The following is a 16716-nucleotide window of genomic DNA, read 5'->3' on the forward strand; positions in this document are numbered from 1 at the left end:
CAGCATGCCCTGATTCAGTTTGCGGAAATTCATTTAACATGTTAATCATCTCCCGACATCCACTTTTGTGTAGCACGCATGGCCCTTTCCAAGGACGATATCCGCGCTGCCGCCGAACGGCTCGACGGCGCGGAAAAGACCCGCAAGCAAATCCGCCAGCTGTCGCTGGAATACCCCCGCATTACCCTCGAAGACGCCTACGCGATTCAGAAGGCCTGGGTCGGGATGAAGGTGGCGCAGGGGCGCGTCGTCAAGGGCCACAAGATCGGCCTGACCTCGAAGGCGATGCAGAGCACGCTCAATATCGACGAGCCGGATTCCGGCATCCTGCTCGACGACATGTTCTTTGCCGATGGCGGCCTGGTGCCGACCGACCGCTTCATCGCAACCCGCGTCGAGGCCGAACTCGCCTTCGTGATGAAGCATCGCCTCGCAGGGCCGAACTGCACGCTGTTCGACGTGCTCAACGCCACCGACTTCGTGGTGCCGGCGCTGGAGATCCTGGATACCAGGGTCGAGCGCGTCGATCCCGAGACCAAGGCGACACGCAAGATCTTCGACACGATCGCCGATAACGCCGCCAATGCCGGCATCGTGCTTGGCGGCCGGCCGATCCGCCCGCTGGAAGCCGATCTGCGCTGGATCGGCGCGCTCTGCTTCCGAAATGGTCAGCTCGAGGAAACCGGTCTGGCTGCCGGCGTGTTGAATCATCCGGCGACCGCGGTGGCGTGGCTCGCCAACAAGATCGCCCCGAACGGGCTGGCGCTGGAAGCCGGACAGATCGTGCTGGCCGGCTCCTTCATCCGCCCGATCGAGACCCGCAAGGGCGACACCATCCAGGCCGATTACGGACCCTACGGTTCCGTGAGCTGCTACTTCGCCTGACGCCATCAGTAGGAGCGCTGCATGCCGCATTTCACGATTGAATACTCCGCCAATCTCGACGATCTCGTCGACATGGGTGCGACCGTCGAACTGGTCCGCAAGGCCGCGGTCGAGACCGGCATCTTCCCGCTCGGCGGCATCCGGGTCCGCGCCATCAGGTGCGAGCACTACGCGATCGGCGACGGCCGCAAGACTTACGGCTTCCTCGACATGGTGCTCCGCCTCGGCGAAGGCCGCGACCTCGCCACCCGCAAGAAGGCTGGCGAGCACATCTTCCAGGCGCTGTCGGCCCATCTCGATCCGGTCTTCGCCAAAGCCAAGTTCGCCCTGTCTTTCGACATGCAGATCAACGACAAGGAAACCAGCTGGAAACGCAACAACATCCACGACGCACTGAAAGTGGAGACGGTCAATGGATAAAGCGACAGCGAAATCGTCAGCCGACGTGTTCCAGGCCAACCGCGATCGCGCCGGGCCGCTGTTGGCGAAGCTGAAGGCAGAAGGCATTGGGAATGTGATCGACGGCAAGGTCGTCCCATCCGCTTCCGGTCAAACCTTCGAGACGAAATCGCCGATCGACGGAACGGTGCTGGCGACCGTCGCGCGCGGCAACGTCGACGATATCGACCGTGCCGCGACCGCCGCGTCCAAGGCCTTCAAGACCTGGCGCGACATGCCGGCGGCGCAGCGGCGCAAGCTGCTGCATCGCGTGGCTGACGCGATCGAGGAGCGCACCGACGACATCGCCGTGCTCGAATGCATCGACACCGGCCAGGCGCACCGCTTCATGGCCAAGGCCGCGATCCGCGCCGCGGAGAATTTCCGCTTCTTCGCCGACAAATGCGCCGAGGCCCGCGACGGCCTCAACACCCCCTCGGACGAGCACTGGAACATCTCCACCCGCGTGCCGATCGGCCCGGTCGGCGTGATCACGCCGTGGAACACGCCCTTCATGCTCTCGACCTGGAAGATCGCGCCGGCGCTCGCCGCGGGCTGCACGGTGGTGCACAAGCCGGCGGAATGGTCGCCGGTCACCGCTGATCTGCTGGTCAAACTCGCAAAACAGGCCGGCATGCCGGACGGCGTCTTCAACACCGTGCACGGCTTCGGCGAGGACGCCGGCAAGGCGCTGACCGAGCACCCCGCGATCAAGGCGATCGGCTTCGTCGGCGAGAGCTCGACGGGCTCGGCAATCATGGCGCAGGGCGCGCCGACCCTGAAGCGAGTGCATTTCGAGCTCGGCGGCAAGAACCCGGTGATCGTGTTCGACGATGCCGACCTCGACCGCGCGCTCGATGCCGTCGTGTTCATGATCTACTCGCTCAACGGCGAACGCTGCACCTCATCGAGCCGGCTGCTGGTTCAGGAGAGCATCGCCGACAGATTCATCGAGAAGCTGACCGCGCGCGTGAAGGCGCTCAAGGTCGGTCATCCCCTCGATCCCGCAACCGAGATCGGGCCTCTGATCCACGAGCGGCATCTCGCCAAGGTTTGCAGCTATTTCGACGTCGCGCAGAAGGACGGCGCCACGATCGCGGTCGGCGGCAAGCCGCATGACGGCCCCGGCGGCGGACATTATGTGCAGCCGACGCTGGTCACCGGCGCGAACGCAAAGATGCGTGTCGCCCAGGAAGAAGTGTTCGGTCCGTTCCTGACCGTGATCCCGTTCAAGGACGAAGCCGACGCGATCGAGATCGCCAACGGCGTGCAATACGGCCTGACCGGCTATGTCTGGACCGGCGAGATGGGCCGCGCGCTCCGTGTCGCCGATGCACTGGAAGCCGGCATGATCTGGCTCAACTCGGAAAACGTCCGCCATCTGCCAACCCCGTTCGGCGGCATGAAAGCCTCCGGCATCGGCCGCGACGGCGGCGACTACTCGTTCGACTTCTACATGGAAACCAAGCACGTCTCGCTCGCGCGCGGGACGCACAAGATCCAGAAACTGGGAATTTGATTGCACGTCGTTCCGGGGCGGCGCGTAGCGGCAAACCCGGAACCTCGAGATTCCGCGTTCTCGCTTCGCGAGCCCGGAATGACGAATAAAATTGAGGGGAAACACCGATGCCCGTTCCGATACACGTCTTCGATCCGCCGTTCAACATCATCCGCTGCAGCCATGCCGTGCTCGACGTCACGGACCTGGAGAAGAGCGCCGCCTTCTACGAGAAGACCGTCGGCCTCCACATCGAGGACCGCGACGACAAATCGGTCTATCTGCGCGCCAGCGAGGAGCACCAGCATCACTCGGTGGTGCTGCGCAAGGCTGCGAAGGCTGCCTGCAACCGGCTCGGCTTCAAGGTCGGCAATGACGGCGACCTCGACAAGGCGGCCGCCTTCTTCTCGGAGAACGGCATCGCCTACGCTTTCGTCGACCAGCCGTTCCAGGGCCGCACGCTGCAATTCGCCGATCCGTTCGGCTTCCAGATCGAGCTCTACGCTACGATGGAGAAGCGCCCGCATCTGTTGCGGCGCTACGATCTCTACAAGGGCTGCCATCCGCAGCGGCTCGACCATTTCAACGTATTCGCCGCCGAGGTGCAGGACACCGTCGACTTCTACGCCCGGCTCGGCTTCCGCCTCACCGAATATGCCGAGGAGGACGGCGACCAGGGGCGCATCGCCGCCGCCTGGATGCATCGCAAGGGCAATGTCCACGACTTCGCCATCACCAACGGTCGTGGCCCGCGCTTGCACCACATCGCCTATTGGGTGCCGACCGCGATGAACATCGTGCACCTCTGCGACGTGATGGCCTCCTCCGGCTTCCTCAAGAACATCGAGCGCGGCCCGGGCCGGCACGGCATCTCCAACGCCTTCTTCCTCTACATCCGCGATCCCGACGGCCACCGCATCGAGCTCTACACCAGCGATTATTTCACCGGCGATCACGACCACGAGCCGTTGCGCTGGTCGCTGCGCGATCCGCGCCGCCAGACGCTGTGGGGCGCGCCGGCGCCGCGCTCCTGGTTCGAGGAAGGTTCGACCTTCGCCGGCCAAACGGTGCGCGAACCGCGCTTCGTCGCCGACGTGCTGGTCGCGGATTAGTGCACAAGACCCCATCCCCTCACCGTCCCGGCGAAAGCCGGGACGACACCAATTATGGGACTGCTGATGCCCTCTCCTCGCCTCGCCACCTACTCCGTCAACGGCACCACCAGCTATGGCGCCGTCACCGATACCGGCATCGTCGACCTCTCGTCGCGCTTCGCCAAGAACTATCCGACGCTGCGCGAGGCGATCGCCGCCGGCGCGCTGCCCAAGCTCGTTGAGGACGCCGCCAAGCACGCGCCCGACCACGCGCTGGACGCGGTCACCTGGCAGCCGCCGATCCCGGCGCCGGACAAGATCATCTGCATCGGCGTCAACTATCCGGATCGCAATGCCGAGTACAAGGACGGCTCGGACGCGCCGAAATTTCCGAGCATGTTCCTGCGGGTGCCGCGCTCCTTCGTCGGCCACAACACGCCGGTGGTGCGGCCGCGCGTCTCGCCGCAGCTCGACTATGAGGGCGAACTGGTGCTGGTGATCGGCAAGGCCGGCCGGCACATCCCGGAGAGCGCGGCGCTCGATCACATCGCCGCGATCACGCTCTGCAATGAAGGCACCATCCGCGACTGGGTGCGCCATGCCAAGTTCAACGTCACCCAAGGCAAGAATTTCGATTCCACCGGCAGTCTCGGCCCGTGGATCGTGACCTACACCGGCGAGGCGCAGATCGCCGATATCCGGCTGACCACGCGGGTCAACGGTGAGGTCAGGCAGGACGACCGCACCTCGCGCTTGATCTTCGGCTTCCGCTACCTCATCAACTACATCTCGACCTTCACGACGCTGGTTCCCGGCGACATCATCGTCACGGGAACGCCGACCGGCGCAGGCGCGCGGTTCGATCCGCCGCGCTATCTGAAGCCCGGTGATGTCGTCGAGGTCGAGGCCGAAGGCGTCGGCATCCTGCGCAACGGCGTCGTCGACGAAGCCAACTAATCCCGCAAGCGAGTGGACAGTGCCATGACATCAACATCCGGCGGCGAAGCAATCGTCAACGGCCTCGTCGCCCACGGCGTCGACACCGTGTTCGGCCTGCCCGGCGCGCAGATCTATGGCCTGTTCGATGCGTTCCACCAGGCGCAGCTCAAGGTAGTCGGCGCCCGGCACGAGCAGGCCTGCGGCTACATGGCGTTCGGCTATGCCCGCTCCTCAGGCCGGCCCGGCGTGTTCAGCGTGGTGCCCGGCCCCGGCGTGCTCAACGCCTCGGCGGCGTTGCTCACTGCGTTCGGCTGCAACGAGCCGGTGCTGTGCCTGACCGGCCAGGTGCCGACGCAATTCCTCGGCAAGGGCCGCGGCCATCTGCACGAGATGCCGGACCAGCTCGCGACCTTGCGCACCTTCGTGAAATGGGCCGACCGGATCGAATATCCCGACAATGCGCCGGCGATGGTGTCGCGCGCGTTCCAGGAGATGCTGTCGGGCCGGCGCGGTCCCGCGTCGCTCGAGATGCCGTGGGATGTGTTTACCCAGCGCACTCAGGTTGCAGCGGTCAAGCCGTTCGACCCGTTGCCGGCGCCGCAGCCCGATCCGGACCGCATCAAGGCCGCCGCCGACCTGATCGCCGGCAGCAAGGCGCCGATGATCTTCGTCGGCAGCGGCGCCATCGAGGCAGGCGAGGAAATCCTCGAACTGGCCGAGATGATCGACGCACCGGTGGTCGCATTCCGCAGCGGCCGCGGCATCGTCTCCAACGCGCACGAGCTCGGACTCACGATGGCCGCGGCCTACAAGCTGTGGCCGAAGACAGATTTGATGATCGGCATCGGCACCCGCATGGAGTTGCCGACGATGTCGCGCTGGCCCTATCAGCCTGCCGGCCTGAAATGCGTGCGGATCGACATCGATCCGGTCGAGCTGAGACGTTGGCCCGCCGACGCCGGCGTGATCGCGGACGCCAAGGCCGGCACCGCCGATCTCGTCTCGGCCGTGCACAAGGCGGGCTACAGCAAGATCGCGGGACGCCGCGCCGCGATCCGCGAGGCGACCGCAGCCGCCGAACACGAGATACAGCGCATCCAGCCGCAGATGGCCTATCTGAAGATCCTGCGTGAGGTGCTGCCGGCCAACGCCATCGTCACCGACGAGCTGTCGCAGGTCGGCTTTGCGTCGTGGTACGGTTTTCCGATCTACGAGCCGCGCACCTTCATCACGTCGGGCTATCAGGGCACGCTCGGCTCGGGTTTCCCGACCGCGCTCGGCGCCAAGGTCGCCAACCCGGACAGGCCAGTGGTCGCGATCACCGGTGACGGTGGCTTCATGTTCGGCGTGCAGGAGCTCGCTACCGCCGTGCAGTTCAAGATCGGCGTGGTGACGCTGGTGTTCAACAACAATGCTTACGGCAATGTCCGCCGCGACCAGCGCCAGCATTTCGACGGCCGCGTCGTCGCCTCGAACCTGGTCAATCCTGATTTCGTCAAGCTCGCGGAATCCTTCGGCGCCGGCGCCGCGCGCGTCACCTCGCCGGATCAGTTCCGCCCGGTGCTGGAGAAGGCCCTGGCCGACGGCGGGCCCTACGTGATCTCGGTGGAAGTGCCGACCGATTCCGAAGTCTCGCCCTGGGCGTTCATCCATCCGGCACGAAACAACTAGGCACCCTGCACGCCGCGTTGCGCCCGCGACGCGGCGATCACCAGCAGGCCGGCGCCGGCGACCGACCAGCAGGCGACCGGCGCCCAATGCACCAGCGGCGCATAATCCGGCAGCTTCTGCAAGCCACCGGCAACCGCCGCCATCCGAGCAAACGTCGCGAGCGCCAGCGCCGAGAACACGAGGCCCGTGACCTTACCTTCGGCACCGGTCTCCCCGATCGCAAGCGCCGCGGACACTGCGCTCATCAGCATGCAGCCCCAGGCCGCGCCCGCCATGAACTGCGCCACGATCAGCACGTTGAGGCTGCCGGCGATCTCCGCGGCAACGATGGCGAATGCGCCAAGCAGTCCCGCCGCGCCCATCGCGATCAGGCCGCCGCGATGCTTGACGACTATACTCGCCGGGAACATCGCGATGTTGAAGCCGATCCAGAACACCGGCATCAACCATTGCAGCTCGTCCGGCTTGGCGAAGCGGAGATAGAACGGGGCGCTGTTGATGTTGAAGTGCAGTTGATAGCCGAGCGAGAGCAGAACCAGCGATCCGATAAGGAACATCGGCACCGCGCCGAGCCGCTGGGCCGGTGGCGGGAGCCGCTCCGGCTGCACATCCTCGGCGACGCGGCGTTCGATCCCTGAGAACGCCAGCGCGGTCAGCAGCAGCACGGCGCCGGACAGCACGAACGGCAGCCGCGCATCGTGATCGCGCAGCACGACGGCGAGGTAGGGCGAGACCGCGCCCGCGATGCCGTAGCCCAGCATCGCCAGCGCCGCGAGGAACGGGACGGAAGGTTGCGCGCGATACTTGCCGAGCAGCGTCAATGGCGGCGCGCGTAAGGCCGACGACGTCACGGCCCAGATCACGATCGACGCGATCAGCCAGACTTTTGCGCCCGGCCCAGTGTCGGCGACGTAAGGCAGCGCGATGAAGGCGGCGCAGGAGATCGAAGCGAGGATGCCGACGAACACGCCGAGACGACCGACCAGGATCGATATCCTGTCGGCGGCCATGCCCATCGCAGTGTCTGACACGGCGAAGATGGCCTGGTCCATCATCAGGATCAGGATGACGGTTGAAGGCGCGATGCCGACATCGGCGCACAGCTTGGGCAGGTAGATCAGGTAGGTGGTCCAGCCCAGCGTGAACACGAGTTGCAGCACGGCGAGATAAGCGCCGGCGCGGTTGACCGCGCGGTCGGCCTTGGTGGTCATCTACCAAGTCTAGATCACCCGGCGGTTCAGCGCACCTTGCGGAAGGTCAAATTGATGCGCTGGCGGCCGAGCACGCTGTGCTCGCCATCAGCGAGCGCTGCGACACCGTGATAAAATAGCCGCGACGGCCCGCCCCACACCGCAACATCGCCGTGTTCGAGCCGATAGCGGCGCGGCGTATCGCTCCGCTTCAGGCCGCCGAACAGGAAGATTGCCGGCAGCCCGAGCGAGATCGAGACGATCGGTGCGCCGTAGTCGAGCTCGTCCTTGTCCTGATGCAGCGACAATTTTGCGCCGGGCACATAGCGGTTGATCAGGCAGGCCTGCGGCGCAAAGCCATCGAAACCGGCTGCAGCCGCGGCATCGGCAGCGACCCCGCGCAACACCGCCGGCATCGTGGGCCAAGGCTGTCCCGTATCAGGGTCGATCGGATCGTAGCGATAGCCGCTGGGATCGGAAACCCAGCCGACGCTGCCGCAATTGGTCATCGCGACCGACATCCGATGGCCGCCCGGCGTGATCAGATGCCGGAACGGCGCCTGCTTGACGATGACACGCAAGGCCAGGATCAGCTCGGCCTCGAACGGCCGGACGAAGCCGCGCAGCAGCACCGCGCCGTCCGCGATCGTCTCGCGCGGCGGCCTTGCATCGCCAATGGACTCGAACAGATCAGCAGCCACGCCTTGCGCGCTCACTTTGCGTCGTGGAAGATCACGCCAACGGTGTGGCGATGGCCGGATCTGATCCGGCTGACGCCATGGCGCAGATTGACACGATACGGCCCGCGCGTCCCCTGCACCGGACGATGATGCACGGCAAACGCTACCGCATCGCCCTTGGTCAGCGGCACCACCTCGGGCCGCGACTGCATCCGCGGCCGCTGCTCGGTCAGCACGAATTCGCCGCCGGTGAAATCGCTGCCCGGCTGCGACAGAAGGATCGCGACCTGGATCGGGAACACGTGCTCGCCATAGAGATCCTGATGCAGGCAATTATAGTCGCCCTCGCCATATTGCAGCAGCAGCGGCGTCGGCCGTGTCTGCCCGGCGTCATGGCAGCGCTTCAGGAACGCCGCATGCGACGGCGGGTAGTTGATCTCGATCCCCATCGTCTGGTTCCAGCGATTGGCGGTGGCGGTCAGCCGCGCATAGAGCGCCGGCCGCAGCTCGCCGATCAGGTCCGGCAGCGGGTATGAGAAATACTTGTACTCGCCGCGGCCAAAACCGTGGCGGCCCATCACGACCTTGCTGCGGAACCGGCCGTCATCGGGATAGAGCGCGGCGATCGCATCGCATTCCTCCGGCGTCAGCAGGCCGCCCAGGACGGCGCATCCCTGCCCGTCGAGGTCGGTTGTGATCTGTTCCCAGGCGAGCCCGTCGACGCGGGCGGGAATGCTGGTGGCTGGGCGGGTGAGGGTTTTGGCTGCTGCTGTCATAGGGCAGAATCTGGCCCCTGATCGCGGTCGGCGCCACCCGATTTCCGGTGGGAAATGCCGGAGAACTGCGCCCCATCACCGCCGTCGCCCCGGCGAAAGCAGGAACGACGGGTGGAGAGAGTCTGGTCACCTCTGCGCGACGACGCGCGGAAAGAGCTCAACCCCTGACCGGCAGCGTGACCACGTCATATCCGTGGCTGATCTTGCGCTTCATCACCGGGTCTTCCAGCTCGAACTCGAAGCGGCTCGCGGGGCGGATGCCGCCCTTGGCCGCGAACGTGCCGCCGAACATGGCGCAGCCGTCGGGCAACGCGCCCTCGTCGAAGCCGCGCGCGATCAGGTCCTTGACCGGGAGCATGTGATCGAGCGTGCCCTCCTGGTAGAGCACGCGCTGTCCGCCGATCGTGGCCCAGGAGCGCAGGATAAGCTGGTCCCAGTGATCGATGACGTCCTCGAGCTCCCACAATTCAGACGCGACAGGCTTGTCGCACATCTGCTTCGACACCGTGACGCTGTAGCTCTCGACCTTGCGATCGGTATGGTCGGAGCCGCAGCCAACGAAGGTGCGCCCCTGCCAGCCGATCAGCACGAACTCGGCCTCGCCGCTGGAGTCCTCGCCGCAGACCTCGATCGTATCGGCGAAAGTGAGCCGGCGTGCCGAGCAACGATAATAGATCGGCGTGGTCGCGGGCCGCGCGATACCGAGCGCCTCGAGCTCGGCGATGTGCTTGTCGCGCGCCACCGGATCGCGGCCGGTCCAACCGGCGATCACGGCCTGTTTGATTTCCAGCGTGAGCGGCGTCGCGACGCCCTTGTCGTCGATAGTGAAGGTGAGATCAAACACGGATGACGGTCTCCATTCCGGCCGCAAGCTCGAAGATGCGGCGATCCGAACCGCCGGCGGCGGCGAGCATCAGGCCGACCGGTGCCTCGCCCTCGCGATGCGCGGGCAGCGAGATGGCGCAGCCGTCGAGCACGTTGATCAGCGAGGGATTGCGCAGCGCGCGTAGATTCTCGGTGGCGAATGCCTTGTCATCGGCAAGGCTCGCAATGGTCGGCGGCAGATTCGCCGTGGTCGGCAGCACCATCGCATCATAGGGCGCGATGCGCGCCTCGGTGCGGGCGATGAACGACCGCCGCGCGTTGACGATGTCGATATAGTCGGCGGCCAGGAAGCCCTCGCCGCGCTGGATCCGCACCGCGACGCGCGGATCGTAGATGTCGCCCTTGCTCGCCAGCAGGAAGCGGTGCCAGGCATAGCTCTCGGCCGCGGAAAACCCGCCCTTGGCGTTCATCACGCCGACATCGAGCAGTTCCGGCATTTCGATCCGCTCGATCAGAGCGCCGGCACGCGACAGCGAGGCCAGCGCGCGCTCGAAGGTCTTTGCGACGCCATCGTCGAGGTCGTCGAGCACGACCGTGGTCGGCACCGCGAGCCGCATGCCCTTGACCGGGCGCGGCGCGAGCGGCGTCACCGGCTCGTCGGCCAGCACCGCGTCGAGCGCGGCGCAGCAGGCGACTGAATTGGCCAGGGGGCCGTAGCTATCCAGCGTGAACGACAGCGGCACGCCGCCATCGAGCGGAATCCGGCGCTGGGTCGGCTTGTAGCCGACGATGCCGTTGAAGGCGGCCGGAATGCGGCACGAGCCGCCGGTGTCGGTGCCGAGCGCGCCGAACGCCATGCCGTCGGCGATCGAGACCGCCGCGCCCGAGGATGAGCCGCCGGGCACATGGCCGACGCTCCGATTCCAGGCGCTCTTCGGCGTCCCGTAATGCGGATTGATGCCGATACCCGAATAGGCGAACTCGGTCATGTTGGTGCGGCCGATCACGATGAAGCCGGCGCGCTTGAGCCGCGCCACCACGGGTGCATCGGCATCCGCCGGCGCGGAATCATCCAGCGCGCGGGAGCCGGCGCGCGTCACTTGCCCCTTGATGTCGAACAGGTCCTTGATCGAGACCGGAATGCCGGCAAAGGGCGACGGCGCGGCGTTGGCCTTGCGCAGGTGGTCCATGGCATCGGCGGCTTCCAGCGCCGCGTCGCGGTCGACCAGGGTGAAGGTGCGCTGGCCCTCGCCCGACGGATCGGCGATCCTGGCGATGCATTGCTCGACGAGCTTGCGGGCAGAGGTCGCGCCGCTGGCGAGGTCGGCGGCAAGGGAGGCGAGCGTCGGATTTTTCGGCATGGCTTTCACTTCACGGCTTGCTGGCTGGCAATTCAAACGGTCTTGCAGCTGATTGTGGCGCGAACCGGCGCTGATTGCCAGATCGGCGCTAGCGCTTCTTTTTTGACGCGTTTTCTTCACGCGAACCGGTGTCCACTTCGCTCGAGAACGCTTCCGCCAGCGTCACTTCAGCCCGAAATAGGCCCGGTGCAGCTCCTCATTGCCGCTCATCTCGGCAACCGTGCCGGAGAACCGGATCCGCCCGCCTTCCAGCACGAATACGCGGGTGGCAATCTCGAGAAAACCGATATTTTGCTCGGCGATCAGGAGCGCCAGTCCGCGGCCCTGCAGGCTCGACAGGGCGCGGAGCACCTCCTTGACGAACAGCGGCGACAGCCCGGCCGAGGGCTCATCCATCACAAGCAGCTTCGGCTCGGCCGACAGCGCCTTGGCGATGCCGAGCATCTTGCGCTGGCCGCCGGACAGGCTGGAGGCCGGGTCGCGGCGCTTGTCGCGCAGCACCGGGAACAGGCCGTATAGTTCGTCGACCCGCGCACCTGGATTGGTGTGGCCGAGCGCCTGCGCGCCGACGCGGATGTTCTCCTCGATCGACAGATCGGGAAACACCGCAAGCTCCGACATGTAGGTCATGCCGCGCTTCATGCGATCCGAAGATCGCATCTTGGTGATGTCCTCGCCGCCGAGCTTGATGTGGCCGCTACGGGCCTCGATCAGGCCGACCAGCGACTTCAGGAAGGTGGTCTTGCCCGCGCCATTGGCACCGAGCAAAAGCACGGTCTCGCCGGGGCGGACGTCGAGATCGACGCCCCACAATACCTGCATGGTGCCGTAGCCGGCATCGACGCCCGTGGCGTCCAAAAGCGACGCCGCATCAGTGGGCATGCTCGCCTCCCAGAAACACCTCGATCACCTGAGGCTCGCGCACCGCGGTGGCGAGCGTGCCCTCGAAGATCTCCTTGCCCGCATTGAGCACGATGACGCGATCGGTGATCTGCTCGATGAAGCCCATCAGATGCTCGACCACGATGATCGCCATGCCGGTCGCGGCCAGCGCCTTGATGCGGCCGGCAATCCAGTCGAGCTCGGCCGGGTTGAGACCGGCGGCGAGCTCGTCGAGCAGCAATAGCCGCGGCCGTGTAGCCAGCGCACGGGTCAGATCGAGCATCTTCTGCTGCGCGCTGTTGAGATCGGCGGCAGGACGGTCCGCGACCTCCTTCAGTCGGTATTCCTCAAGCAACTCGGCAATCGGCGGCGGCGTGCCAGTCGCGCCGCCATAGGCCAGCGCCACCTGGATGTTCTCGCGCACCGTGAGCGACAGGAACGGCTTCGGCACCTGGAAGGTGCGGTTGATGCCGCGGTGAACGAGCTTGTGCGAAGCGACGCCGCCGGAGGACGCGCCGTCGAACACGACCTCGCCGCCATCGGGCGCATAGAGACCCGAGATCACGTTGATCGCCGTGGTCTTGCCGGAGCCGTTCGGGCCGACGAGGCCAAGGATCTCGCCGGGCACGACGTGGAAGCTCAGGCCGTCGAGCGCATGGAAGCCGCCGAAGCGCTTGACCAGCTTGGAGACCTTGAGGATGGAGTTCTGCTCAGGGGACATGCCACCCCCTGCGCGTTGCCAGCGACACCAGGCCTGCCGGCAGGAACAGCACCAGTCCCATGATCAAGAGGCCATAGATCAGCTGGAAATATTGCGGCGTAGTGAAGCCGATCAGATTGTAGATGCCGTAGAGGATCAGCACGCCGACGATCGGTCCGGTAATGGTGGCAACCCCGCCGAACAGCGCGAACACGATCGCGAAGATCGAGAACTCGCCGGAGAACACGTTATCGGGATAGAACACCGAGACGTACCAGGCATAGATGCCTCCGGCGAGGCCCGCGACCAGCGCCGAGGCGAGCCAGGCGATCACCCGCATCTTCACGATATTGACGCCGGCCATCGAGGCCGACACCGCATCCTCGCGCACCGCCTGCAGTGCCAGCCCGAACGGCGAGTTCTTGAGATAGATCACCGCGCCAACCGTCAGCGCCATCACGATGACGGCAGCGTAATAGGCATGGGTCGGGTTGAACGTGCCGGTCAGCGACACGCCGTAGGGGCCCTTGGTGATCCCCTCCAGCGCCGGGTTGGCGACGAAATGCAGCACCGCGAGCGAGGCCGCAAGGTTGGCGATCGCGAAATACGCCCCCGACAACCGCAGCAGCGGCGTCAGCAACAGGCCGAGCGCCACCGCGACGAGGCCGCCGACCAGCACGGCCAACGGCGCGGGCGTCTGCAGATGCATCACCATGATGGCGAAGCCATAGGCGCCGGCCCCGAAGAAGCCGACATAGCCGAACGGCAGATAGCCGGTGAAGCCATAGATGATGTTCACGCCTTGCGCGAGGATCAGGAAGATCACGAAGTTGAACAGCAACAGATGATTTTGATAGACGCCGGGCAGCAGTGCGAACACCACCACCAGCGGCGCCAGGATGAACAGCAGATGCTTCGATGCATTATGCAACGCGCACCCGCCTTCCGAGCAGACCGCTCGGGCGCAACAACAGGATCACGATCAACAACACATAGGGCAACAGGTCGGCCCAGGAACTGAGATAGGTCTGCACAAGCATGTAGCAGAGGCCATAGACGACGCCGCCGAGCGCGGTGCCCAGCGGATTGCCGAGCGAGCCGAGCACGACGATCGCAAACGAGGTCACCGTCGCATCGGCGCCGAAGGCCGGCGTCACCGAGCCAAACATGAAGGGCGCGAACACGCCGGCGACCGCCGCGATGCCGAGCCCGATGCCGAACGCCGCCGCCGAGACGCGATCGACATCGATGCCGGTCGCCAAGGCCTCGTCACGGCGTGACATCACCGCGCGGGTCAGGGTGCCGAGCCGCGTGTGGTAGAGATAGAGATAGACAAATCCAATCGCGATCAGGCTGGTGATGGCCGCGATCACCCAGGGTGCAGGAAAGCCCTGGCCGAAGATCTGGATCGGCCCTGCCCCGCCGGCCTTGCCGCCGAACCACTTGACCTTGATGGTCGTGAACACGGTGCCGAGCAGCCGGCTCTGGATCGAGCGCTCGCTGGTGCCGGCAAAGATCGTGGTGACGGCTTCGATCACCTGCGACAGGCCGAAGAACAGGATGATCGACAGCATTTCCGGATTGGCCGAGCCCTGCAGCCGCGGCACCAGCACCCAGTACAGCAGCACGCCCGCCAGCACGAAGACCCCGAACGCCAGCGGCACCGCGAACAGCGGGTCGATGCCGGCAATGCCGACCACGCCGAGCGCGATGAAGGCGCCCAGCATCAGGATGTCGCCATGCGCAAGATTGACGATGCGCATGACGCCGAACACGAGATTGAGACCGATGCCGACCAGGCTGAAATACAGCCCGAACAGCACGCCGGCAACGAGCGCATAGGTCATGCTATCGCTCGCCGCCGGAGATTGCGCCTGCCGCCCCAGACTGCATCACGGCGCCGGATAGATCGGCTTGCCGGTGGCGGTCTCGTGCGGATAGATCGAGACGAACTTGATGTGATCGTGCTCGTCGACCGTGAGCTGGCCGAGCGGCGTCAATTCGCCGATCTGCCCGCCCGTTTCATCCAGCGCGAAGGTCCCGTCCAGCGTCTTGAGCTGGCCTGAGAGCGAGAATACCGCGCGGCGCAGCTCCATCTGGTCGAGGCTGGTCGCAACCGACAGCGTCTTCTCGATCACCAGCGCCGTGGTGTAACCGGCCACCGCGTTGAAGCCGAACTCCATCTTGCCGTCATTGTACTTCTTCAGCCAGGCGGCGCGGAAATCCTTCATGGTCATCCCGAAATTGACGGGATAATCCAGCTCGGACGGCGGCACATAGGTCCAGATGTGCTCCAGCCCCTTGGCGCCGACGTTCTTCTCGAGCAGCTCGGTCTCGAGGCCGGCATAGATCGCGAACAGCATCTTGAACTTGGTGCCGACATCCTGGACGTTGCGCAGGAAGGCGATGTCGTTGGGTGCGTAGCCGAAATGGATCACCGCGTCGGGATTGGCGTTGCTGATGTTGTTGATGATGACGTTGTAGTTGGTGGTCTCGGTCGGCACGCCCTGATCGTAGACGATCTCGATCGGCGCGCCGGACTCCTTGACGAACTTGCGGAACGCGTTGGCCTGGGTGCCGGTGAACTCGTTGGTCGCGTAGAGGATGGCGACCTTCTTGATGCCGAGGCCCGGACCATCATGGCTGATGAAATCAGCGACCGGCTTCGGCCAGACCGTCGACACCGGGTCGGCCATCAGCGCGATGTAGGGATTGTCCTTGGAGAAGAAGCTCGCGCCGGTGCCGGTCTGGTCGAACAGGAACATCTTGTGGTCGCGCGCGATCGCAACGGCCGGCGCGGTCAGCACCGACCCGGAATCGGCGACCAGGAGGTCGACCTTATCCTGGGTGACGAGCTGGTTATAAAGCGTCGAGGCCGTCGCGGTGTTGCTCTGGTCGTCGTAGGAGATGAGCTTGATCGGGATCTTCTTGTCGAACGCCTTCACGAAGACGCCACCCTCGGCGTTCTTCTGCTCGACCCACAATTTGAGCGAGCTGTAGACCGGCATCGAGATCGAGGCATAGCGCCCCGAGGATGCGTAGAGCGTGCCGATCTTGATCTCCGACGGTGCGTCGGCGGCGACCGCCTGCGTGGCAAATGCGAGGCTGGCAGCGAGTGCCGCGCCGATGATCCTCAGCATGATATGATTCCTCCCGGGTATCTTGGACGTCTCGTGGACCGCGGCCCTTCTACGCGCCGGACCGGAGCGACACAAGCATCGCGGCCTTAGCAATTGTGCGAGGGGCGGAATATGCGGCATGCGCGGGACACAGGCCGCTGCGCGGGGCGTGGATGGACCGTTGACGGCCCTCGGTCCGATGGCGCATCAAGACCGTAACGATTTCGGGAGGAAGTATCAGACATGGCCGAGCCCGCGCGCGCGAAACCAAAGCCGACACCTGAGACCCAGCATTTCTGGGACGGCACCAAGGCCGGCGAGTTGCGCCTGCAGCGCTGTGACGCCTGCGCCAATGTCTACTTCCCGCCGCGGCCGTTCTGCCCCTCCTGCGCCTCGCGCAAGGTCTCGGTCTTCAAGGCCAGCGGCAAGGGCAAGCTCTACAGCTACGTCATCAACCACCGTCCCGCCGCCCCCGGCTTCACGCCGCCTTACGCGATCGCCATCGTCGAGCTCGACGAAGGCCCGCGCATGATGAGCAACATCATCGATTGTCCGCAGACGCCGGAAGCGCTCGAGCTCGACATGCCGCTCGAGGTCGCCTTCGAGGCGCTCGATGACAAGATCACCCTTCCTTTGTTCCGCCCGGCAAAGGGGTAAT

General features: G+C 65.4%; 17 protein-coding genes. 7 read left to right on the forward strand and 10 right to left on the reverse strand.

From position 1 onward, the window contains the following. Positions 1-78 precede the first annotated feature (78 nt). The 6 genes from hpaH (at position 79) to ACVISU_RS07510 (ending at position 6525) form a co-directional block, all read left to right on the forward strand. A complete protein-coding gene (hpaH, locus tag ACVISU_RS07485; RefSeq protein WP_456706490.1) occupies positions 79-885 on the forward strand; it encodes a 2-oxo-hept-4-ene-1,7-dioate hydratase in 807 nt (268 codons plus the stop codon). Positions 886-906: 21 nt separating this feature from the next. Beyond that, the gene (locus ACVISU_RS07490; RefSeq protein WP_456706491.1) at positions 907-1305 is read left to right on the forward strand and encodes a 5-carboxymethyl-2-hydroxymuconate isomerase; all 399 of its coding nucleotides are present in this window, start codon (positions 907-909) and stop codon (positions 1303-1305) included. Continuing rightward, positions 1298-2842 carry a 5-carboxymethyl-2-hydroxymuconate semialdehyde dehydrogenase gene (hpaE, locus tag ACVISU_RS07495; protein WP_456706492.1) on the forward strand — a complete coding sequence of 515 codons (1545 nt, stop codon included), beginning with the start codon at positions 1298-1300 and terminating at the stop codon, positions 2840-2842. The genes ACVISU_RS07490 and hpaE overlap by 8 nt, the downstream gene beginning before the upstream one ends. 107 nt (positions 2843-2949) lie before the next feature. Further along, positions 2950-3933, forward strand: a complete 984-nt coding sequence (gene hpaD / locus ACVISU_RS07500) for a 3,4-dihydroxyphenylacetate 2,3-dioxygenase (RefSeq protein ID WP_456706493.1) — start codon at positions 2950-2952, stop codon at positions 3931-3933. Positions 3934-3999: 66 nt separating this feature from the next. Then, positions 4000-4872 (forward strand): fumarylacetoacetate hydrolase family protein, encoded by an 873-nt coding sequence (locus ACVISU_RS07505; RefSeq protein ID WP_456706494.1) that lies wholly within the window; start codon positions 4000-4002, stop codon positions 4870-4872. Between the two features lie 24 nt (positions 4873-4896). Then, on the forward strand, positions 4897-6525 hold the full coding sequence (locus ACVISU_RS07510) for a thiamine pyrophosphate-dependent enzyme (protein ID WP_456706495.1): 1629 nt from the start codon (positions 4897-4899) through the stop codon (positions 6523-6525). On the opposite strand, the gene ACVISU_RS07515 is transcribed toward ACVISU_RS07510, so the two are convergent. The 10 genes from ACVISU_RS07515 to ACVISU_RS07560 form a co-directional block, all read right to left on the reverse strand. Next, a complete protein-coding gene (locus tag ACVISU_RS07515; RefSeq protein ID WP_456706496.1) occupies positions 6522-7736 on the reverse strand; it encodes an MFS transporter in 1215 nt (404 codons plus the stop codon). The genes ACVISU_RS07510 and ACVISU_RS07515 overlap by 4 nt on opposite strands. A 26-nt stretch (positions 7737-7762) precedes the next feature. Beyond that, positions 7763-8416, reverse strand: coding sequence for a DNA oxidative demethylase AlkB (gene alkB / locus ACVISU_RS07520; protein WP_456706497.1), 654 nt, complete (start codon positions 8414-8416; stop codon positions 7763-7765). Positions 8417-8427: 11 nt separating this feature from the next. Next, positions 8428-9171, reverse strand: a complete 744-nt coding sequence (locus tag ACVISU_RS07525; protein WP_050406745.1) for a 2OG-Fe(II) oxygenase — start codon at positions 9169-9171, stop codon at positions 8428-8430. A 157-nt stretch (positions 9172-9328) separates the two neighbouring features. Beyond that, complete coding sequence (locus ACVISU_RS07530) at positions 9329-10015, reverse strand: DUF2848 domain-containing protein (protein ID WP_050406746.1); 687 nt, start codon at positions 10013-10015, stop codon at positions 9329-9331. Continuing rightward, positions 10008-11357, reverse strand: a complete 1350-nt coding sequence (locus ACVISU_RS07535; RefSeq protein WP_456706498.1) for an amidase — start codon at positions 11355-11357, stop codon at positions 10008-10010. The genes ACVISU_RS07530 and ACVISU_RS07535 overlap by 8 nt, the downstream gene beginning before the upstream one ends. A 162-nt stretch (positions 11358-11519) precedes the next feature. Then, the gene (locus ACVISU_RS07540; protein WP_456706499.1) at positions 11520-12239 is read right to left on the reverse strand and encodes an ABC transporter ATP-binding protein; all 720 of its coding nucleotides are present in this window, start codon (positions 12237-12239) and stop codon (positions 11520-11522) included. Then, positions 12229-12960: an ABC transporter ATP-binding protein gene (locus ACVISU_RS07545; RefSeq protein WP_456706500.1), complete on the reverse strand. Its 732-nt coding sequence runs from the start codon at positions 12958-12960 to the stop codon at positions 12229-12231. The genes ACVISU_RS07540 and ACVISU_RS07545 overlap by 11 nt, the downstream gene beginning before the upstream one ends. After that, positions 12950-13870, reverse strand: coding sequence for a branched-chain amino acid ABC transporter permease (locus ACVISU_RS07550; protein WP_050406750.1), 921 nt, complete (start codon positions 13868-13870; stop codon positions 12950-12952). Before ACVISU_RS07550 ends, ACVISU_RS07545 begins: the two co-directional genes overlap by 11 nt. Then, positions 13863-14786 carry a branched-chain amino acid ABC transporter permease gene (locus ACVISU_RS07555; RefSeq protein ID WP_456706501.1) on the reverse strand — a complete coding sequence of 308 codons (924 nt, stop codon included), beginning with the start codon at positions 14784-14786 and terminating at the stop codon, positions 13863-13865. The genes ACVISU_RS07550 and ACVISU_RS07555 overlap by 8 nt, the downstream gene beginning before the upstream one ends. Positions 14787-14831: 45 nt before the next feature. Then, the gene (locus ACVISU_RS07560) at positions 14832-16079 is read right to left on the reverse strand and encodes an amino acid ABC transporter substrate-binding protein (protein WP_456706502.1); all 1248 of its coding nucleotides are present in this window, start codon (positions 16077-16079) and stop codon (positions 14832-14834) included. A 222-nt stretch (positions 16080-16301) separates the two neighbouring features. On the opposite strand from ACVISU_RS07560, the gene ACVISU_RS07565 reads away from it, so the two are divergent. Beyond that, entirely contained in the window at positions 16302-16715 is a 414-nt protein-coding gene (locus ACVISU_RS07565; protein ID WP_021079894.1) for a Zn-ribbon domain-containing OB-fold protein, read from the forward strand. Position 16716 lies beyond the last annotated feature (1 nt).

This window comes from Bradyrhizobium sp. USDA 4452 (assembly GCF_054063575.1).